General features: G+C 43.8%; 17 protein-coding genes. 9 read left to right on the forward strand and 8 right to left on the reverse strand.

Going from position 1 to position 20,082, the window contains the following annotated elements:
• The first annotated feature begins 44 nt into the window (after positions 1-44).
• The 5 genes from argS (at position 45) to CLV99_RS08585 (ending at position 4,884) form a co-directional block, all read left to right on the forward strand.
• Positions 45-1,829 (forward strand): arginine--tRNA ligase, encoded by a 1,785-nt coding sequence (gene argS / locus CLV99_RS08570; protein ID WP_133584102.1) that lies wholly within the window; start codon positions 45-47, stop codon positions 1,827-1,829.
• A gap of 226 nt (positions 1,830-2,055) precedes the next feature.
• Complete coding sequence (locus CLV99_RS23190) at positions 2,056-2,229, forward strand: hypothetical protein (RefSeq protein WP_162850069.1); 174 nt, start codon at positions 2,056-2,058, stop codon at positions 2,227-2,229.
• A gap of 1 nt (position 2,230) precedes the next feature.
• Positions 2,231-2,431 carry a hypothetical protein gene (locus tag CLV99_RS08575; RefSeq protein WP_246032718.1) on the forward strand — a complete coding sequence of 67 codons (201 nt, stop codon included), beginning with the start codon at positions 2,231-2,233 and terminating at the stop codon, positions 2,429-2,431.
• Between the two features lie 88 nt (positions 2,432-2,519).
• A complete protein-coding gene (locus tag CLV99_RS08580) occupies positions 2,520-3,593 on the forward strand; it encodes a Gfo/Idh/MocA family oxidoreductase (protein WP_133584103.1) in 1,074 nt (357 codons plus the stop codon).
• 142 nt (positions 3,594-3,735) lie between these two features.
• On the forward strand, positions 3,736-4,884 hold the full coding sequence (locus CLV99_RS08585) for a BaiN/RdsA family NAD(P)/FAD-dependent oxidoreductase (protein WP_133584572.1): 1,149 nt from the start codon (positions 3,736-3,738) through the stop codon (positions 4,882-4,884).
• 136 nt (positions 4,885-5,020) lie between these two features.
• Here the strand turns inward: CLV99_RS08585 and CLV99_RS08590 are convergent, their stop codons facing one another.
• From CLV99_RS08590 to CLV99_RS08615, 6 genes are all read right to left on the reverse strand, one after another.
• Positions 5,021-6,184, reverse strand: coding sequence for a dicarboxylate/amino acid:cation symporter (locus CLV99_RS08590; RefSeq protein ID WP_133584104.1), 1,164 nt, complete (start codon positions 6,182-6,184; stop codon positions 5,021-5,023).
• Positions 6,185-6,196: 12 nt separating this feature from the next.
• Complete coding sequence (locus tag CLV99_RS08595) at positions 6,197-8,227, reverse strand: M3 family metallopeptidase (protein WP_133584105.1); 2,031 nt, start codon at positions 8,225-8,227, stop codon at positions 6,197-6,199.
• 59 nt (positions 8,228-8,286) lie between these two features.
• Positions 8,287-9,462 carry a tryptophan synthase subunit beta gene (gene trpB, locus CLV99_RS08600; protein WP_246032719.1) on the reverse strand — a complete coding sequence of 392 codons (1,176 nt, stop codon included), beginning with the start codon at positions 9,460-9,462 and terminating at the stop codon, positions 8,287-8,289.
• A 229-nt stretch (positions 9,463-9,691) separates the two neighbouring features.
• On the reverse strand, positions 9,692-10,903 hold the full coding sequence (hmpA, locus tag CLV99_RS08605; protein ID WP_133584106.1) for an NO-inducible flavohemoprotein: 1,212 nt from the start codon (positions 10,901-10,903) through the stop codon (positions 9,692-9,694).
• Positions 10,904-11,021: 118 nt separating this feature from the next.
• Positions 11,022-11,459 carry an RrF2 family transcriptional regulator gene (locus tag CLV99_RS08610; RefSeq protein WP_133584107.1) on the reverse strand — a complete coding sequence of 146 codons (438 nt, stop codon included), beginning with the start codon at positions 11,457-11,459 and terminating at the stop codon, positions 11,022-11,024.
• A gap of 3 nt (positions 11,460-11,462) precedes the next feature.
• On the reverse strand, positions 11,463-11,807 hold the full coding sequence (locus CLV99_RS08615; RefSeq protein ID WP_133584108.1) for a cupin domain-containing protein: 345 nt from the start codon (positions 11,805-11,807) through the stop codon (positions 11,463-11,465).
• Positions 11,808-11,975: 168 nt separating this feature from the next.
• On the opposite strand from CLV99_RS08615, the gene CLV99_RS08620 reads away from it, so the two are divergent.
• The 3 genes from CLV99_RS08620 to CLV99_RS08630 are packed head-to-tail and all read left to right on the forward strand — an operon-like array spanning position 11,976 to position 15,432.
• Positions 11,976-12,815 carry an NAD(P)-dependent oxidoreductase gene (locus tag CLV99_RS08620; RefSeq protein ID WP_211348471.1) on the forward strand — a complete coding sequence of 280 codons (840 nt, stop codon included), beginning with the start codon at positions 11,976-11,978 and terminating at the stop codon, positions 12,813-12,815.
• Positions 12,816-12,820: 5 nt separating this feature from the next.
• On the forward strand, positions 12,821-13,921 hold the full coding sequence (locus CLV99_RS08625; RefSeq protein WP_133584110.1) for a glutaminyl-peptide cyclotransferase: 1,101 nt from the start codon (positions 12,821-12,823) through the stop codon (positions 13,919-13,921).
• Positions 13,922-13,923: 2 nt separating this feature from the next.
• The gene (locus CLV99_RS08630) at positions 13,924-15,432 is read left to right on the forward strand and encodes an NAD(P)H-hydrate dehydratase (RefSeq protein WP_133584111.1); all 1,509 of its coding nucleotides are present in this window, start codon (positions 13,924-13,926) and stop codon (positions 15,430-15,432) included.
• A 1-nt stretch (position 15,433) separates the two neighbouring features.
• Here CLV99_RS08630 and CLV99_RS08635 read toward each other — a convergent pair whose 3' ends face one another.
• Entirely contained in the window at positions 15,434-15,961 is a 528-nt protein-coding gene (locus tag CLV99_RS08635; RefSeq protein WP_133584112.1) for a GNAT family N-acetyltransferase, read from the reverse strand.
• Positions 15,962-16,116: 155 nt separating this feature from the next.
• Between CLV99_RS08635 and CLV99_RS08640 the strand changes: the two genes are divergently transcribed.
• The gene (locus tag CLV99_RS08640) at positions 16,117-18,777 is read left to right on the forward strand and encodes a DUF5916 domain-containing protein (protein ID WP_133584113.1); all 2,661 of its coding nucleotides are present in this window, start codon (positions 16,117-16,119) and stop codon (positions 18,775-18,777) included.
• Positions 18,778-18,807: 30 nt separating this feature from the next.
• Here the strand turns inward: CLV99_RS08640 and CLV99_RS08645 are convergent, their stop codons facing one another.
• The gene (locus tag CLV99_RS08645; protein ID WP_133584114.1) at positions 18,808-20,043 is read right to left on the reverse strand and encodes a pyridoxal phosphate-dependent decarboxylase family protein; all 1,236 of its coding nucleotides are present in this window, start codon (positions 20,041-20,043) and stop codon (positions 18,808-18,810) included.
• Between the last annotated feature and the right edge of the window lie 39 nt (positions 20,044-20,082).

Here is a 20,082-nt window from a genome sequence, read left to right on the forward strand (position 1 = left end):
TATGTCTCATTATCAGAAAGATACAAATATTACACAATATTTACATGGCTAACTCTATACAACTTACGCTCGTCCAAGAGACTGTAGCGGCGGTAAAGTCACTTTATGACGCCGATATTCCGGAATCTCAGATCACTTTGCAGGAAACACGCAAAGAGTTTGAGGGACAAATAACGATTGTCACATTTCCGGTTACGCGATTTTCGAAGAAGTCACCAGAGCAGACAGGGATGGAAATCGGGGCCTATCTGCAGCAGCATATCGATGCTATATCGGGGTACAATGTCATCAAAGGGTTTTTGAATATCAGCCTGTCTGACGCTTACTGGATAACGATGCTCAATGAGACGATATTGCAAGAAGGATTTGGACAGTTTGCTAAGAATGGAAAGAAGCTAATGGTGGAGTATTCTTCGCCAAATACGAATAAACCATTGCACCTTGGACATATCCGTAACAACCTCTTAGGGTATTCGGTAGCCGAGATATTGAAAGCCTATGGCTATGAGGTGGTGAAAGCGAATCTGGTAAACGATAGAGGGATTCATATCTGTAAGTCTATGCTGGCTTGGCAGCGATTTGGCAATGGTGAGACGCCAGCGTCTGCAGCTATGAAAGGTGACCATTTGGTGGGTAAATACTATGTGGTATTTGATAAAGAGTATAAGAAAGAAATAGAAGCCCTCAAGGCTGAAGGACAGACGGAAGACGAAGCGAAAAAAAATGCATCGATGATGAAAGCTGCACAGACTATGTTGCAGCAATGGGAAGCAGGGGATGAAGAAGTGATATCGCTTTGGAAAACGATGAACGGCTGGGTGTATGAAGGTTTTGCAAGCACTTACAAACAACTGGGAGTAGACTTTGATAAATACTATTACGAGTCGGATACTTACCTGTTGGGTAAGGATATTATTCAGGAAGGTCTGGAAAAAGGAGTGTTCTTCAAGAAGGAGGATAATTCGGTATGGATAGACCTGACGGAAGAAGGGCTGGATCAAAAACTGGTACTCCGTGGCGATGGTACCTCGGTATATATCACGCAGGACTTGGGGACAGCTCAACTCAAATATGATGAGTTCCACATGGACGAATCGATGTATGTCGTGGGGAATGAACAGGATTACCATTTTAAAGTGCTATTCACAATCTTAAAAAAATTGGGTAAAACATGGGCTGATGGTCTGTTCCATCTTTCGTATGGAATGGTCGATCTGCCATCAGGCAAGATGAAATCGCGCGAAGGTACGGTAGTGGACGCAGACGATTTGATGAACGAGATGATTGAAACGGCCAAGGAACGTACCGAAGAACTGGGTAAGACGGAGAGTTTTGATGAAGAGGAGAAGGCATCACTTTATAATAGCATTGGTATGGGAGCACTTAAGTACTTTTTGCTTAAGGTAGATCCTAAGAAGAGGTTGTTGTTTGACCCGAAGGAATCCGTAGATTTTCAGGGACATACAGGGCCATTTATACAATATACGTACGCTCGTATCAAGTCGGTGTTGCGTAAAGCGGATTTTGATGCGGCTTCTGCTCGTATAGTGCCAGCATCATTCTCTCCTTATGAGCGGGATTTGATTCAGGTATTGACCAATTATCCGGCGGTGATCGAAATGGCAGCGAAAGAGTTCAGCCCAGCACAAGTGGCCAACTATGCCTACGATGTTGCAAAACTGTACAATAAGTTCTATCACGAGGAAAGTATCCTTAAAGCAGAGCAGGAAGATGTAAAGGCTTTCCGTCTACATCTGTCCGTAGCATCGGCTCGCATCATAGCCGAGAGTATGCGGATGCTGGGTATTGAAGTGCCAGAGAGGATGTAAATTGAGTTATCGAGTTATGGAGTTAACAAGTTGTCAAGTGAGGTATGAATCCTGGTGGAGGTGAGGAAGGTGAGCGAGTGACTTTATAATTGAGTAAGTCCTGAATGATTTTTATTTAGTAACTAGAGGAAAAAGAAGATTCTTAAAGGAGTCTTCTTTTTTGTATTTTTGTTTAGTACTTGGAGTGTTTTTTATTGTTGATAAATAATTGAAAATCATATTTGATATGGAAACAGGACAAAGAGTGAAGGTGTCTCCAGAATTGACTGGACTGGGAGAGTGGGTCGAAGGGTTGGTGATAAAAATACGTAAGAATCCGTTCTTAGGGATAGAAATTGCTATAAAGGATAGTTTGGGAAGGATTTTCTTTGGTGAAGAGAAATACTTTAAGCCTCTGTAAGATGTTTGCTATTAGTTTTGATATGATTGTTTCTGATCTGAAGAAGTATTATGGAGAGCCTTATAATAATGCTTATTTTGAAATCAGTACGATATTGGAAGAGTTTAGTTTTTTTAGAACTCAAGGAAGTGTCTATCTGAGTGAACTAAATGATATGTCCAATCTAGTTGATGCAATTGATGCATTATCAGCACGGATTTAGTTTGCAAACTCTGTTCGCGATGTTAGAGCTTTTAGGGTAGAAGATTGGAGTAATTTTACAGAAAGAGTAAAACGAAAAGCAACAAAAAATGAAGAAATTTAAAGTTGGATTAATTGGGTTTTCGATTGGAGGGTACGTATTTCATGCACCCTTTATCGCTAGTAATCCAAATCTGGAATTATACAAAGTAACTGCTCGAAAAGAAGAGCAACAGAAGATGTTGGCCGAACGCTATCCTAATGCGATAGGCGTATTATCTGCGGAAGATATTATTCAAGATCCTGAAGTGGATATTGTGGTAGTAGCGACTTCCAATGACGTACACTATAGTCTTACTAAAGCGGCTTTGGAGGCCGGAAAAAATGTGGTGGTAGAGAAACCATTTACCAATACTACCGCTGAAGCTGATGAGCTGATCGCATTGGCAAAGGAAAAAGGTGTGTTACTATCAGTACACCATAATGCACGCTTTCATTCGGATTTCAAAACGGTGCAAAAAGTGCTGGCTTCGGGAAGATTAGGGCGTGTCGTACATTACGAAGCGCGTTTTGACCGTTTCCGTAATTTTTTGCGGGAGGGAGCATGGCGTGAAGCAGCGCTTCCGGGCTCGGGCATACACTATGACCTAGGGGCGCATTTGATTGATCAGGCGCTACAGTTATTTGGACATCCGGATTCGGTGTTTGCTGACCTAAGGGCGCAGCGTGATGGGGCTAAAGCAGTGGATGATTTTGAATTTATCTTGTCTTATCCAGGTCTTAAAGTATCCTTAAAAGGACAAATGCTGGCAAAGGAGCCTACACCGAGATTTGCTATCTATGGCATGAATGGCTGTTTTGTAAAACGTGGAGTAGATCCGCAGGAAAACTTGCTGCGTGCCGGGGCGCGTCCAGAATCGGATCCAAGCTGGGGTGTAGAACCTGCCGAGATACAAGGTAAACTCTCGCTATTGGAGAATGGTCAGGATGTGGAGGAGTATGTACTCAGTGAAATCGGAACCGGACAGGATTTTTATAAAAATATTGTCGCGACATTATTGGGCGAAGAGGAGCTTTTTATAAAACCCGAACAGGCCCGCGATGTAATCCGTATCCTGGAACTAGCCGAGCAGTCTTGGGCAGAGCAAAGAACGGTGAAAACGGACGAACAGTTGATATCGTGAATAGGTAAAACTGTCAATGGGTAAAAATGTGAATAAGTGAAACTGATCTTAACCCTTTAACGATTTTACTCTTTAACTTTATAACTTTTATAACTTGAACAACTACGACGCGATTATAATTGGCGCAGGAGCCTGTGGGTTGATGTGTGCTGTACAGGCTGGAATGTTGGGTAAGAAGACTTTGGTCTTGGAGCGGAATGAAAAGCCTGGAGCCAAAATATTGATCTCTGGTGGTGGGCGTTGCAACTACACTAATCTATATACCTCTACGGATAATTTTGTATCGGAAAATCCTAAGTTTCTGAACGCAGTGTTTGCACAATGGACTGTGGATGATACGGTAGCATTTTTTGAAAATTTTGGAAACATCGAAGGCCAGGAGAAGACGCTCGGGCAGCTTTTTCCGGTATCTAATAAAGCCAAAGATATTGTAGCTACATTCACCCAGCTGATGTATGATACGGGACAGGATATCTGGCTGAATACTTTAGTGAAAGAGCTAAAACAGGAAGGGACAGGCTATGTACTGACACTCGAAAGAAATGGCAGGATAGAATATATTACAGCTCCTAAGGTGGTGTTTGCATCTGGTGGACTGCCTGTCGCAAAATTGGGCGCATCTGATTTTGCGTTACGTACTGCCCGCGGATTGGGCCTAGAGGTGGTGCCTACAGCCCCAGGGCTGGTGCCGCTCACCATAACGGGGAAAGAGGCCGATTGGTATGCCTCGCTATCCGGTAACTCGGTATATGCAAGAGTGTATAATGATAAAATATCTTTTGAAGAAAATATCCTTTTTACACATTGGGGACTGAGTGGCCCTGCTATTCTTCAGATATCTTCGTACTGGCGTGCTGGGGAGTCTTTTACTATCGATCTATTGCCTAAGTTTAAACTTCGTGAATTGATTGCCGCAGAGCGGAATGCTGGCGGAAAACGTACCGTTGGACAATTATTACAGGGGTATTTTACAAAAAAAATGGTGGAAGCATTAGCCCGGTTTTTGCCGATAGACGTAAAAATTGCCTCACTGAGTAAGGCAGATGCCAATCTGGTCGTGGATACGATCCATCAGTTTAAAGTCAAGCCAGCAGGTGATAAAGGCTATGATAAAGCGGAAGTGATGCGTGGAGGTGTATCTACGGCAGAGCTAAATCCGAAGACATTGGAATCTAAGAAATACCCCGGCTTATATTTCGGTGGTGAAGCTGTCGATATTACGGGATGGCTCGGAGGCTATAACTTCCAATGGGCATGGGCTGCAGGCTATGCGATAGCGCAAGATATATGATGGAAGGTGATGGAGTTAACAAGTTATCAGGTGAGGAAGTTAACAAGTTATCAGGTGAACAAGTTAACTAGATAACAGGATAACACGTTCACTCGATAACAGGATAACTCGATAACAAGATAACTCGATAACAAATCTACATCCTCTTTTTATAAATACTGTCCACAATCAATGCTATAGCCCCATCTCCGGTCACATTACAAGCGGTACCAAAGCTATCCATCGCAATATATAGGGAGATCATCAACGCTTGATTCTGTAGGTCAAAGCCCAACATAGAGGCAATGACACCGATTGCAGCTATAATGGCTCCGCCAGGTACGCCCGGTGCGGCAATCATGGTGACACCCAGCATACAGATAAAACCAGACATCTGTAAGGGATCAATGGGCATTCCTTGCATTAACATTAAAGCGACTACACAGGCTACAATCTTAAGCATACTCCCTGCAAGGTGTATGGTAGCACACAGAGGAACAGTAAAGTTTGCGATATCTTCACTGACACCTGCCTTTTTTGCCTGTGCCAATGTAACCGGGATGGTCGCGGCAGAAGACTGGGTGCCCAGCGCTGTAAAATAGGCGGGCATCATGGTCATCAACAATCGGAATGGATTTTTCTTTCCTATAAGCCCAGCTATGCAAAACTGTATTGCAAGGAGCAGGATGTGCATAATGAAAATAACTCCAATGATTTTGATGAATACATCCAATATGAGACCTACTTTGCCCGAATACGTCATATCCAGAAAAATGCCGAATATGAATACGGGAAGAATGGGTATAATCAGTTTTTCTATCAAAAAAGAAATAATCTTTTCAAAATCAATAGCGACCTTCTCCAGCGTTGAGTTTTCTATACGAGTCAATCCTATACCGATGAGAAAGGCAAATACCAGTGCGCTCATGACATCAAAAATAGGAGGGAAGCTGAGCGTGAAATATGGCGCCAATGCTTTGTTAGATTCTTCGATCGTGGCAGCGGCCTGTCCATCGATAAGCGATGGAAATAGGGCCATACTACCAAAGTAGGATGAAAAACCTGCAAACAGAGTAGAGCCGTAGGCTATTCCTACAGTCATGAGTAATAGCTTTCCGGCAGTTTTACCGAGTTTGGCAATTGCAGGGATAATCAGTCCCACAATAATCAGGGGAATCAAAAATTTGAGTAGCTGATCGAATAGGGAATTGAAGGTCGCAAAAATGCGACCTATGGATTCCGGAATAATATAGCCCATGCCTATACCGAGCGCAATTGCTACGACGACTCGGAAGAGAAGGTTGTTGGTGATTTGTTTCATCCTTATGGTTTGTTATTTCAATAGACCGGCCCGTTTTAACAGAGGTTCTACTTGCGGCTCTTGTCCTCTAAAACGAAGATATAGTGTCATTGGATGTTCGGTTCCTCCCTTGGAAAGTACGGACTCCTTAAATTTTGTAGCAATCTCCCTGTTGAATATGCCATTCTCCTGAAAGTATGCAAATGCATCTGCGTCCAGTACTTCGGCCCACTTGTAGCTGTAATATCCGGAGGAATATCCACCGTTGAAGATATGCGAAAAGCTAGGGCTCATGGCATTCTCTGCAACATCAGGATACAGTTTTGTGGAAGCAAATTGTTGGTTCTCGAAATCTTTTATAGAACTGATAGCACGTGGATCTGTTCCGTGCCAGCCCATGTCCAATAGTCCAAAGCTGATCTGTCGTAGGGTAGCCATTCCTTCCAGGAAGGATGCAGATTCTTTGATTTTCTCGACCAGTTCCATCGGGATATTTTCCCCTGTCTGGTAATGCTTGGCAAATAGGGCGAGGGCTTCCTCTTCGTAACACCAGTTTTCCATAATCTGGCTCGGTAGCTCGACAAAATCCCAATATACCGATGTGCCTGAAAGCCCAGGGTAGGTGGTGTCTGCCAGCATGCCGTGTAGGGCATGGCCAAACTCATGGAATAGGGTGGTGACCTCTTGGAAGGTCAGTAAGGAAGGTTTGGACGCGGTAGGTGGAGTAAAATTACATACAATAGAAACGTGAGGACGTTCTTCTATTCCCTGATAATGATACTGCGGTTTAAAGGAAGTCATCCAGGCACCATTACGCTTACCTTTACGAGGGAAGAAGTCGGTATAGAAGATAGCGACCAATTCGCCTGCATCATTGCTCACCTCAAAAGTTTGTACTTCAGGGTGATATTTATCGAGGTTGTGGACTTCTTTGAAGTGTAGCCCATAAAGCAAACGAGCTGTCTCATAGGCTCCGGCTAGTACTTTTTCGAGCTGAAAGTAAGGTTTTAGTTTCTCGTCATCTAGATTGAAACGTTCTTGTTTTAGTTTCTCAGCGTAATAGGCGCCGTCCCATTTTTCCAACTGGGTGATGCCATCCAATTTTTTAGCAAAGTCAGAAAGCTCTTGGAACTCCCGTTCGGCAGCAGGTTTGGCTTTCTGCAAAAGGTCATCCAAAAACGCTTTTACTTTATCTGGCGATTGTGCCATACGTTCGGCCAATACAAAGTGAGCGTGGGTGTCATAACCTAATAGCTGGGCTCTTTGGAAGCGAAGCTTAGCGATTTTGAGCACGTTTTCTTCATTATTGTACTCATTGTCTTGAAATGCTTTACGACCAGCAGCCAAGGCTAGCTCCCGGCGGAGGGCTCTGTTGTCTGCATAGGTTACAAATGGGATGTAGCTGGGATAATCTAAGGTAAATAACCAGCCTTTTTTATCTTGGCTTTCCGCTAGTGCGGCAGCTGCTTCTATGAGTCCATCAGGTAGTCCTGCTAGATCAGCTTCGTCTTCTATCAGCAGTTGGTAAGCATTGGTCTCTGCCAGTACGTTTTCGCCGAATTTTAGTTTTAGTACCGCGAGCTCTGCATCTATTTTACGAAGTTCTTCTTTGGCTTCACCCTGTAGCAATGCGCCATTACGGGCAAAATCTTTATAAGACTTTTCTAATAGCGTCCGTTGTTCGGTACTAAGGTCAAGGTCTGCACGTTGTTCATATACCTTCTGTATACGTTCGAATAGATCAAAATTGAGGGTGATGTCATTGCTCAGTTCAGAGAGCTTTGGTGCCACCTTCTGCGCTATCTTCTCGAGTTCGTCATTGGTCTCGGCCGAATGGAGATTGAAGAAAATGCTGGAAAGACGGTCTAAGGTCATTCCTGAGAAAGCCATAGCTTCTACAGTGTTTTCAAAAGTCGGAGGGGCAGGATTATTGACGATAGCGTCTACTTCGTCCTTTGTTTTTTGGATAGCTTCTTCGAAAGCCGGAATATAATCTTCGTTCTTTATCTGCGAAAATGGTGCTGTATTGTGCAGCGTATTAAATGTGTTCGTTAATATTGCCATGGGGTAAAGTTAACAAATATTTGTGCGGATTGTATCCGCACAAATATCTGTTAAAGCTATTACATCTCCCGCTCGACGTCTTTGTCTCCTCTACCGGATACATTGACGATAGCCAATTCGTTTTTACCTTTCAGTAACTTGATCGCTAAGGCTACGGCATGGGCACTTTCGATGGCAGTAGTAATCCCTTCTAGGCGGGACAATAACTTGTAAGCCTCGATTGCCTCTTGATCCGTAACCGGATAGTATTGTGCGCGGTTCGTATCTTTTAGATAGGCGTGTTGCGGTGATATTCCTGGGTAATCCAAACCCGCTGCAATGGATTTGGAAGCTATCGGTTCGCCATTGTCATCGACAAGACAGTAGGAACGTGTACCTTGGAATACGGTAGGTTTGCCAAATGATAGGGTAGCAGCCGTGTTTGGATAGGTACCATCGCCACCACCTTCGGCACCATGGATAGATACTTCTTTGTCTTCTAAGAAACCAGAGAACAAGCCTATAGCATTGGAGCCACCACCTACCGAAGCAAAAATGCTATCGGGTAAGCGTCCTTCAAATGCAAGGATCTGCTGACGGGCTTCCTGACCGATTACGGACTGGAAGTAGCCGACCATCTTAGGGTAAGGGTGTGGGCCTACGTGTGATCCCAATAGATAGAAAGACGTCGGATTCTCGATATAATAACCCAAAGCCGCATCGACGGCATCTTTAAGGGTTTTGCTACCGAGTTCTGTAGCGATAACTTCTGCTCCTAGGAGACGCATACGTCTCACGTTGAGGGCTTGACGCTCGACATCTATCGCTCCCATGAACACCTTACAAGGGATGCCTAGCAACGCCGATGCTGTAGCAGCGGCAACTCCATGTTGGCCAGCTCCAGTTTCGGCAATGATCTCTTTTGCTCCCATTCTCTTAGCAAGTAAGATTTGTCCGATACAGTTGTTGATCTTATGTGAGCCTGTATGGTTGAGGTCCTCACGTTTTAAGTATATTTTAGAACCTACGTATTCACTTAGATTTTTAGCATGAAATAGGGCAGAAGGTCTTCCAACGTAGTTTTTTAGCAGTTGAATGAACTCTTCGTTGAACTCTGCTTTTTGTGTTTCGTTGTCAAAAAAATCAGCGAGTTGTTGTAATTGTTTCTCTAATACGGGTGGAATATAGGCTCCCCCATACTCACCATAGCTGCCTTGGTGAGCAAGCATGGAAGGATTTGGTTTGACTTCTATCATTGTAGTTTTGATGTTATATTATTGAGCGTTAAACTTAGATAAATTATCTAGAATAAACAAGGTAGAAGTCGGTTAATATGGTAAGAAGAAGCCTCTTTGCTTCTCGTAAATTCACTTTTTAAAGGGCAAAGGGCTTCTAAAAAGCTACATCCTCGATGAGTGATGATTAAAGCCTGATAGAAACCCTTCTATAGTTAGTGGTTTGGTACAACAATATAACGGAGACCTGCTAGTTCAATTGAAGGGATGCAGGCCCAAATTCTTCAAAGTGTATGGTTTCAATAGGTACGCCATTGGTAATCAGAAAATCATAATGCTTGCTGATGAAAGGAGCTGGCCCACAAATATAGTAATCAGTCTCGGGTTTTAATATTTCGTTTTTCAATAATTCGAGTTCGACACGTCCCCGGTAGTGATTTTTTGCCGTAGATTGTTCGTTCTCGTAAAAGATATGTTGATCTAGTTGAGTATAGTTTACACTGATCTCGGCTATTTTATCCTTGAATGCGTGTACCTGTTCGCTGCGGCATCCGTGGATCCAGGTTACGGCTGGTATGCTCCGTACGTCTGGTGTGGAGACAATATATTCTAGCATAGACAATAGTGGAGTCTGGCCGACACCACCGCTGATGAAAACCTTATGTGATGGAGTCTGTTTGTTTAGCACAAAGGAACCAGCTGGAGCAGTCAGTTCGACAAGGTCTCCGGTATAGATATGGTCATGAAGGCGATTGCTGATCATACCATCGGGATGCTGGCTGCCGGCTTCTCGTTTTACAGAGATCCGATAGTATTTTCCATTGGGCGCGCAAGAGATACTGTATTGGCGTGGCTGTAGAAGATTGAGTTCAGGAAGGAACAAACGAAGACTGATATACTGTCCCGGCAGATAATCGGCTACATCGCCTCCATCAGAAGGATACAGATAGAATGAGGTGATTTCGGCAGACTCTTTGACCCGTTCTCGGACGACAAATGGCCGCCATCCTGTCCATCCGCCCTTTTTTGCGGTCTGCTGGCTATAGATTTTTTGTTCGTGGCCAGTCATGATGGCAGCAAGCTGTTGGTAGGCGAGCGTCCATGCCTCGAGCAATTCGGGACTAGCAGCGTCCCCTAGCACTTCGGAAATCGAAGCAATCAGGTGCTGTCCGACGATAGCATAATGCTCCGGACGGATGTCTAGACTCGTATGCTTGTGGCCGATATGGTCTACAGCAGGCATTAATACCGCCGGGTTCTCAATGTGCTCGGCATAAGCGAGTACCGCCATAGCTAGGGCAGTCTGTTGTCTGCTGTTCTGCTGATTGCCCATATTAAAAACATGCTTTAGCTCTGGATTGTGTACGAACATACGTTTGTAAAAATGGCTGGTCAGTAATACGCCATGTTCTTTTAGTATAGGTACTGTGCTTTTTACGAGTTGTATTTGATCTGTTGTCATGATATATTGAATAATTAAAAGATATTTTTGTCTTCTATTTTTGTGCGCGATATCCAAAATTGATTTCTCGTCAATCTAATAGTGGATGTTTTTGTCCTTTATTAGGGTTTAAAAAAAGTTATTTGTTGAGCGTAAGGGCTCCTGTCAAAAGCTCGCTGTTAAACTCTCCGATACTGGTATTATAAAGCATGTGGGTCAACTGGTTTCTAACTTTCTTAAATTCATTATGAAGAGGGCAGGGGTTGCTTTCGGAGCAGTAGCTGAGTCCCATGCCGCAACCTGTAAATATTTCGTCTCCCTCTAGGCAGGTGATGATGTCTGCTAAGGGGCGTTTCAGTCCATTAGGCTCGATGTAAAAACCGCCATTGGGACCTTTGATGGAGGAGATAATTCCGCCTTTACTGAGCTTTTGTAGTATTTTGGCTAAAAAATGTTCCGGGGAGTTGATGTTTTCGGCAATCTCTTTGATACCTGGACGGCTCCCATCAGCGGAGTGACTGGCAATATAAAAAACCGCCCGCATCGCATACTCACATGTTTTAGAAAAAAGTCCCATTGATTATTTTCCTTCTACTGCTTGTTGTACCCGTTCTATCTGATCTCCTTTGTAAAGGGAAAGACGTACTATGCTATCGGCAGTAGCTTTAAGGTCATGTACGATATTGCCCTCAAGGCTAATGAGCGATCCTTTTGGTAGGGAATAACGAGCTTCTCCAACACCAAAATCGATAAAACCTTCGACGACCTCTACGATAATAGGGTAGGGAGCCTTGTGGGCTTTCATTTCCTGTCCCTCCCGAAAAGTGATACGGATTTCCTTGCTGTAAGCATTATTGATCAGAACCTGGGCAGAAGGATGATTTTCTGCATAGCTGATGTTTTCTAGAAGAGATATTATTTCCATGTTACTGTTATTGATCTCTGTGGTGATTGATGAAACAAATATAGGTATTTCTGAATAAAAGACAAAAATATCTTTTATTCAGAGCCGTCTCGGAAAGATAATCGATGGTCGAGTCGTGATGTGTGACCGAAAATTCGTATACTAGTATGTATAGAAGAAGATATGATTATGGAAAATATAGGATTTATAGGTTTGGGCAATATGGGGTACCCTATGGCCAAGAATTTGGAAAAGGCAGGATTCCCACTTACTGTATATAACAGGACCGCACAGAAGGCAGCTGGCTTTGCCCAACAATCGGTGGTATCGCCAGATATGGAAACACTCGTGGCATCCAATGATATTGTATTTACGATGTTGACCAACGATGCTGCCGTATCGGCGGTATATGAGGTCATTGCAAAGGAGGATATCAAAGGAAAGCTTTTTGTGGATATGAGTACTATCTCCCAAAAGCTGAGCCAGCAATTGGCTGTAACGATGCGGGAGTGTGGAGCATCGTTTGTGGATGCGCCTGTGGCAGGTAGTACCATGCCAGCTACGGAAGGTACATTGATTATTATGGCAGGTGGTGACGATCCTGACATTGCGCGCGCAATGCCTTATTTTGAGAAGATGGGCAAGCTGACCAAGCATGTTGGGAAAAATGGACAAGGGATAGCTGCAAAGCTCGCTATCAATTATTTCTTGTCAACGCTATATCAGGGACTGGCCGAAACGGTTCTTTTCTCTGGCAGCCTGGGGGTATCCCGGACGGATATGTTAGAGATTATTAATGAAAGCGCAAGTGGCAGTGGTGCTACAAAGGTGAAGACACCGTTACTATTGAAAGATGATTATAGCCCAGCATTTGCATTGGACCTGATGCTGAAGGATGTATTGTTGGCTCAAGAAGCAGGAGCAGATTATCCGCTGACCAAACCGTTGATCGACACATATAGTGCTGCTCAACGAGAGGGATTGGGAAGCAAGGATGTGATGGCGGTGATTGATTATTTAAAAAAATAGAAGCCATGTACGCAAGAAATTTTATGGGTTGCGCTTTATTGGTATTATCACTAGGGGCATGCAACTCGGGAACGAAGGAAGGTCAGAAAAGCAATGCGCCTGTTGAAACACAGGATTCAACCTATTCGATCGTAAGTGAGGGCTTTAAGGTGAAGTATAATCCTGGGGATACGCTGTCTTTGACAGTGAAGGGACCAGAAGGGGCAAATATCGATTCTGTTCTGTATGCTATCGATGGTGATGTGATAGGTCGGGTAAATGGCAATGAGGAGTTAAACTACGATTTTGGTAAAAGCAAGTTTGGTATTAAAGTCGTCAAAGCAACAATTTATGTGAATACGGGGACCGAAGAGGCAAATGTGCGAGTCGATTATCTACCGGCTATGGAACCAAAACTGCGTAATTATGAACTGGTAAATACCTATCCCCACGATATCGAGGCTTACACGCAGGGGCTTGAGTTTTATGGAGACAAGCTTTTGGAAAGTACTGGTAATGGGGCAGGGCGAAGTGGCAAAAAAGGAAAATCCAGTGTTCGAATTGTGGATCTGAAAACCGGAAAGGTTGAGCGCATGATAACTTTAGATGATAATATCTTTGGAGAGGGCACCACAATTTTGAATAGTGAGCTTTATCAATTGACCTATAAGAATAATGAGGCGTATGTCTACGATATATCAACCCTGGAGAAAAAGAAAACGCTCCCTTATTTTAAGCCGATGGAAGGGTGGGGGCTTACCAATAACGGGAAAGATCTGTTTATGAGTGATGGTTCTGAAAAGATATATGTGTTGAATGCAGGAGATTTTAAACCCAAAGATATCATACAGGTGGTCACCAGTGAAGGACCTGTGCCGACCATCAACGAGTTGGAATGGGTAAACGGTAAAATCTTTGCCAATTTTTATCAGGAGGACTTGATTGGTATCATTAATCCGGTTACAGGTGTGGTAGAAGGATTGATAGATTTATCAAAATTAAAGACGATGGTTACACAACATGTTGATTTGGACGTGTTGAACGGGATAGCTTATAATAAAAAAACAAATACCTTTTTTGTGACAGGGAAAAATTGGGATAAAATGTTTGAGATTAAAATAGATTAGCTATGGCAAAGATCTTTACGGCGCAGCAAATGGCTTTGGTAGATAGGGAAACGGCTAAACAGCAGTGTATTTCCAGTTTTCAGCTGATGGAGCGTGCTGCTGGTGTGCTCTTGGCAGCTCTAGAAAGTAGGCATGTTCTATCGCAGGAACGTTTTGTGGTTGTTTGCGGAAAAGGGAACAATGGCGGAGATGGTTTGGTATTGGCGCAATACCTACGGCAGCGGCAGGCAAAGGTAAGCCTGTATCTTCTAGACGCTACATCCTATTCGGAGGATAATAAAGATGCCCAAAAGCGAAATCCTGTTTCATTGATACAAAAGTTTGCGCTTGAAGATCAGTTAGACATCCCTGAAGATGCTGTAATACTGGACTGCCTATTTGGTTATGGAATGCAGCGTGGACTGGATGATTCCTGGCAACATATCGTTGGGCAAATAAATACCTCGGGCTGTAAGGTCATCGCGGTAGATATGCCTTCCGGATTGTTGTCCGACAGTCCGACGCCGATAGGTTGCCCGGTGGTGTATGCGCATGAGGTATTGACTTTTCAAAGTCCAAAGCTGGCGTTGTTGATGCCGGATAACCAGTTGTTTTTTGAGGGATTTGAGGTATTGGATATAGGCCTGACCGAGGAGGCAATGGCACGCGTGGCATCGGATAGTATCTATGTGACGAAGGAAGATATACAGCCATTTTATAAAAGACGTAAGAAATTTGGACATAAAGGAGTATTTGGCCACGCGCTGATTTTAGGAGGAAGCTACGGTAAGATAGGGGCTGTGCAGCTGGCAGCGAAAGCTACGCTACGCTCGGGCTGTGGGTTATTATCATTGTATGTGCCACACTGTGGGTACAGCATATTGCAGACGGCTGTGCCGGAAGCCATGTTGATTACGGATGAGCAGGAGAACTTAATTTCTTCTTTTCCCGATATAGCTCCTTACCAAGCTATAGGACTAGGTGTAGGTATGGGGACAGAGGAAAAGACAAAAGGGGCTTTTCGTGAATTTCTGACTGCCGCACCGTTGATCCCATTGGTATTGGATGCTGATGCGTTGAATGTATTGGCACAAGAACCCGACCTGTTGGAGTTGATTCCTCCGCGGAGTATTCTGACACCTCACCCTAAGGAGCTGAAACGTATCATTGGCACATGGGATAATGACTGGGAGAAGATCGAAAAAACAAAGCAGTTGGCTGCCCGATATAAGTTATGCATCTTGATCAAGGGGGCTAATACGGCAATTGTACTGGCGGATGGACGGGTTTATTTTAATAGTACAGGCAATGTCGGAATGGCGACGGGAGGTAGTGGCGATGCATTGACGGGTGTTCTCACAGCTTTGCTCGGGCAAGGATATTCTACGGAGGAAGCTGCGGTGATGGGAGTATATCTGCACGGACGGGCTGCGGATATAGCGGTAGCAGAGATAGGTGTGTATAGTCTTTTGCCCTCGGATACAATTCAATTTCTGTCACAGGCATTTTTGGAATTGGAAAAAGTACCCTAGATTATTCCATAAATTCTTTTGGATAGATGACCTGACCGCTGTGTCCCATCAATGCATCTTCCTGTAGCTCGATGACCATGCAATTCTCTTCAGGTACATCGAATGGTAAGCTAATCCCATAGGTTTTGGCCATTTTATACCCCAGTCTAGGGTAATAATCTTCATGTCCCAATACGACTACTGAGCCAAAATCGAGATCCCGCGCTCTATCGTGGGCATACTGTATTAGACGGCTACCAATTCCTCTTTGTTGATAGGACGGGCTGACTGCTACGGGGGCCAATGCCAAGGAGGAGACCGCTCCGGATAAGGGGCTGGCAATATGAATTCGGGTTAATAGAATATAACCGACAATCTGTTGATCCAGTTCGGCAACTAAGGAAAGTTCTGGTATAAATGCAGCAGAGCGGCGAAGCCGTTCTACGAGAAGATGTTCCCTATGGTCACTGTGTATTTCATTTTTAAAAGCATCCTGGATAAGGACTGATATCGCTTGGTGATCGTTGTTATTTTCGGGTCTTATATGCATAGGATACTAAGATAAGAGATAATCTTTGGAGATGCCAAAAAATCAGGTGAATTCCTAATGGTCAAAATTAATTGCACGTAATTCCCTAAATGTAAACCATTTTCTTTAAGTTTGATGTATCGTAATCTCAACCTAATCAAAACGATAAACCATTCATGAAGTATTATTGCGCTTTTCTTTGCTGTCTTTTCTATTCTTTGCTGGGCTATGGTCAGCATGAGAGAAAAGAGGTCGTCTCTTTTGAAGACGCTTACAAACGGACCTACAATATTACCAAGCTCTCCGGCGAACGCCCCCGCATCGATGGTAAGTTAGACGAAAGCATCTGGCAGGAGAAGGGGGAGTGGTCGGAGAAGTTTTCTCAGGTCATTCCTTTCGAAAGAGCCTATACCGCTTCCTGGACCAGAGTAAAGTTGTTTTATGATGATGTGAATATCTATATAGGGGTGTATTGCAAGGATGCATTTCCGGAAACGATGAACGCTTTTATCGGTAACAGAGATGATAATAGTAATGGTGATCTGGTTAGCATTGCTTTTGATACCTATCACGATTATCGTGTTGCATCGGAGTTCAATATCAATCTCGGAGGAAATAAAACAGATCTGACAGTCACGGATAAGCTTTCTGTAAATCTGAGCTGGAATGCAGTATGGGAGGGACAGACGCATATCAATAAGACGGACTCATGCTGGACTGCCGAGTTGCGTATTCCATTCAGCCAATTACGCTATAACCAGGATAACGGGGACGGTAAATGGGGACTGCATGTACGTCGTATCATCCGTCGTAATAATGAAGTACAGAACTGGAGCTTGATACCGATAAAAAATAATGGTCACGTTTTCTCGTTTGGGGAGATGCATGGGATGACAGACTTACCAAAACCGAAAGGAATTGAGTTCTTGCCTTATGCAATGGCCAAATTTACAAAGGAACCGAAAATACCAAATAGCCCTTTTCAGAAGGGAAGTAGATGGGGACGTAATGTTGGAATGGATGCGAAGTTTGCGTTGAATGATTTTACAATGGACCTGACAGTGAATCCGGACTATGGACAGGTCGAGCTGGATCCTTCAGTGATGAATCTCTCCGCATATGAAATTTTCTATGACGAAAAGCGTCCTTTTTTCCTGGAGGGCAAACATATCTTGGAGTTTGATAATAACGAGGGAGGAATGATGTTTTATTCGAGACGCGTTGGCGCTATGCCCTCGTATCAACCGAAGGGAATCGACAATGTCGATAACTATGCGAGTACAGCTAGTCCTATACCGATTCTTGGAGCGTTAAAATTGACAGGAACAACTAAAAGTGGTGTGACTGTAGGTCTATTGGAAAGTATTACGGCACAGACTTCCTCACGGGTGATGCGTAGCGGTATTGAGGATCGGGAGATTACGGAACCATTGACCAACTATACAGTAGCGCGTGTGCAGAAAAATTGGGCCGGGAATACACTGCTGGGGGGGATGCTGACGTCGGTCAATAGAAATCTTCGAGCAGAGCATCTGAAAGATGCCTTGATTGAAAATGCTTTTGCGGCAGGTATCGATTTTACGCAATACTTTGCAAACCGGCTTTACTATATCGATGCGAAAGGGATGTTCAGCACATTGCATGGCTCTGCATCAGCAATTTTGAATACAAAGCAAAATGCCGCGCATTACTATCAGCGGGAGTCGGGAAGCTCTTACCTGGATCTTCGACCAGAGCAAACGGCCCTGCAAGGAAGTAGTGGATACGTTAAAGCAGGAAAAAAAGGAAATGCCCAATGGAATTTTTCCCAGACCTTTAGTTGGGCCTCACCGGGTTTTGATCTGAATGATGTAGGCTATATGAAGCAGGCAGATTACAAATCGAATGAATCGGAGGTGGTATTCCGTAAGACCGACCCTTGGGGACCTTTTCGCTTTGCCGGAATCAACCTGACCCAAAAAAATATATGGAATTACGGTGGAAAGGCGGTCAATAATGATTTTGCGGTTCGATGGCGCAGTCTGAGTATCAAGCGCCGTATAGAGATGGATATCAAAGAGATTTTTAACTGGAATACAATCGATAGCCGACGGTTACGTGGAGGGCCAGATATGCGCTATAATGCCAATTTTGAAACTAATGCGATGATCAGTACGGATAGAGCAAAACCGGTGATGTTCAAAATGGAGTATAACGGTCGTCATTATGTGGACGAAAAGACAGCTTATAATGCATTACATCCGAGTATGGTAATTCGTATGGGCAACCATCTACGTGTGGCAGGACAGTTTAACTATGCTTGGAACAAGGATGACCTGCAGTATGTGGGAACAGTGAAACCTACGGGAGCAACAGCCGGCCCAAATGCCTATATATTGGGACATATGGATCAAAAGACATACGGAGTGACCTTGAACCTACAGATGAATGTGACACCGGATATCTCAATCCAATACTATGGATCGCCATTTACTTCTACGGCGGTTTACGACAGGTTTAAGCTGGCGAAAAACATGGATGCTAAGGAGTATAGCGATCGGTTTACGACATTTGCGGAGGAGAAGGTGCAGACTACGGATGGTAGTTATACTGCCCAGGAGGGGAATGCCAGTTATGCATTCAAAAACCCAAATTTTAGCTTTAATGAATTCCGCTCCAATTTAGTAGCACGGTGGGAGTATTTGCCGGGCTCTACTATCTATGTGGTATGGGAGCATAACCAGTCACGCAATGATATGGTGTACCAACCGGGCTGGGGTAATAACCTGGATCGTATGTTTGGACTACCTGCGAGTAATACTTTTATGATGAAGGTCAACTACTGGTTCTCTTTGTAATAAAAAGTAGAGAAAGGGAAGTCCCTTTCTCTATTTGCTAACTGCGGATAGTTTTTCGGTGAATTGCTTTAGGACATCAATCTGGACGTGATCCATCACGACGATTTTATACCATTGGGAGCTATCTCCATGCGAGTCCGGTACAAGACCAAACTCCTGCACTAGGCTACTCGGTATATCTGATGCGCGGATGGTGATGATATTCATCTGTGGATTTCTATAATATCGTATACCTAGCTGATCTAGATCGGTACAACATACGGTGGTCCTATAGAGCAGGGTGTTTAATTTTTCAAGCCAGCCATGTGGTCCGTAGGTCTGCAGTATCATCCATACTGCAATCGCATTGGCTCCAGATCTACTGCCGCTAAGGGTAATGTCCATCCCATTTACATACTTGGCCTCTTTGGTGAGAACATGTTGGATCAATCCTTTTCTGGATAGAAACACACCGGTACCGTAGGGAGCCTGAAGCATTTTATGGGCATCCAGTGTTACGGAGGAGACATGAGGATTGTCAAAACCAATATTGTTGTCGCGCTGTACAATAGGGTAGATAAAACCACCAAAGGCAGCATCCATATGTATTTTGAATAGGAAACCATGCTTAGCTAGAACTGCTGCATACTCGTCAGGATTGTCTACACTACCAAACATGGTGGTACCGACGTTGGAAATAACAATTGCATATTTCTTTCCGTCTTGTTTGGCTTGAGCAACAAGGTTTTCTAGTTCGCTAGAGACAATGGCTCTGTTTTCCATATGGACAGGAATAGACAGGAAGTCTATCTGCAATAAGTTGGAAGCTTTGTGTACGGAATAATGGGTGTCCTCGGAAGCAATAAGTAATATCTCGTCAAGACGGGCATTGTATTCCTGTGTAAAGAGATTGCGGTACATCCAACAGGCCTGTATGTTGGCTTCGGTACCGCCTGTTGCAATATAACCATCACAGCTGCTGCTTTCTGCTTTTAGAATATCTTCACTTAATATTTTGATGACTTCACGCTCGATCTCCTGTGTACCGGCAAAATAGGGTTCGGAGTCACCAAGGGTGTGGCAACCGATATGGTTGGGGTTTTGAACGATGGATTGAAGAAAAGGAGCCTCTTTTAAGAAGGTGGCCTGATCATAAAATACCTGACCGTCCAGTTTGGAGCCGGGTACACCGAGTGTTATTATTTTTTGATAGTCGATGTTCTTGGAGAGAGCATCTGTGATAAGCTGCCTTTGCTCGTCAAAATTAATCTTTTTCCAGTATTGCATGTTGTTGTTTAGCTTTATCTTTCTACCTGATGCTATAGA

The organism is Sphingobacterium yanglingense, from assembly GCF_004363245.1.
Classification (GTDB): Bacteria; Bacteroidota; Bacteroidia; order Sphingobacteriales; family Sphingobacteriaceae; genus Sphingobacterium; species Sphingobacterium yanglingense.

Excerpts from the sequence above, each read along its gene's own strand:
- argS (WP_133584102.1), top strand. The coding sequence starts at position 45 with ATGGCTAACTCTATACAACTTACGCTCGTCCAAGAGACTGTAGCGGCG.
- CLV99_RS23190 (WP_162850069.1), top strand. The coding sequence starts at position 2,056 with ATGGAAACAGGACAAAGAGTGAAGGTGTCTCCAGAATTGACTGGACTG.
- CLV99_RS08575 (WP_246032718.1), top strand. The coding sequence starts at position 2,231 with ATGTTTGCTATTAGTTTTGATATGATTGTTTCTGATCTGAAGAAGTAT.
- CLV99_RS08580 (WP_133584103.1), top strand. The coding sequence starts at position 2,520 with ATGAAGAAATTTAAAGTTGGATTAATTGGGTTTTCGATTGGAGGGTAC.
- CLV99_RS08585 (WP_133584572.1), top strand. The coding sequence starts at position 3,736 with ATGTGTGCTGTACAGGCTGGAATGTTGGGTAAGAAGACTTTGGTCTTG.
- CLV99_RS08590 (WP_133584104.1), bottom strand. The coding sequence starts at position 6,184 with ATGAAACAAATCACCAACAACCTTCTCTTCCGAGTCGTCGTAGCAATT.
- CLV99_RS08595 (WP_133584105.1), bottom strand. The coding sequence starts at position 8,227 with ATGGCAATATTAACGAACACATTTAATACGCTGCACAATACAGCACCA.
- trpB (WP_246032719.1), bottom strand. The coding sequence starts at position 9,462 with ATGATAGAAGTCAAACCAAATCCTTCCATGCTTGCTCACCAAGGCAGC.
- hmpA (WP_133584106.1), bottom strand. The coding sequence starts at position 10,903 with ATGACAACAGATCAAATACAACTCGTAAAAAGCACAGTACCTATACTA.
- CLV99_RS08610 (WP_133584107.1), bottom strand. The coding sequence starts at position 11,459 with ATGGGACTTTTTTCTAAAACATGTGAGTATGCGATGCGGGCGGTTTTT.
- CLV99_RS08615 (WP_133584108.1), bottom strand. The coding sequence starts at position 11,807 with ATGGAAATAATATCTCTTCTAGAAAACATCAGCTATGCAGAAAATCAT.
- CLV99_RS08620 (WP_211348471.1), top strand. The coding sequence starts at position 11,976 with ATGGAAAATATAGGATTTATAGGTTTGGGCAATATGGGGTACCCTATG.
- CLV99_RS08625 (WP_133584110.1), top strand. The coding sequence starts at position 12,821 with ATGTACGCAAGAAATTTTATGGGTTGCGCTTTATTGGTATTATCACTA.
- CLV99_RS08630 (WP_133584111.1), top strand. The coding sequence starts at position 13,924 with ATGGCAAAGATCTTTACGGCGCAGCAAATGGCTTTGGTAGATAGGGAA.
- CLV99_RS08635 (WP_133584112.1), bottom strand. The coding sequence starts at position 15,961 with ATGCATATAAGACCCGAAAATAACAACGATCACCAAGCGATATCAGTC.
- CLV99_RS08640 (WP_133584113.1), top strand. The coding sequence starts at position 16,117 with ATGAAGTATTATTGCGCTTTTCTTTGCTGTCTTTTCTATTCTTTGCTG.
- CLV99_RS08645 (WP_133584114.1), bottom strand. The coding sequence starts at position 20,043 with ATGCAATACTGGAAAAAGATTAATTTTGACGAGCAAAGGCAGCTTATC.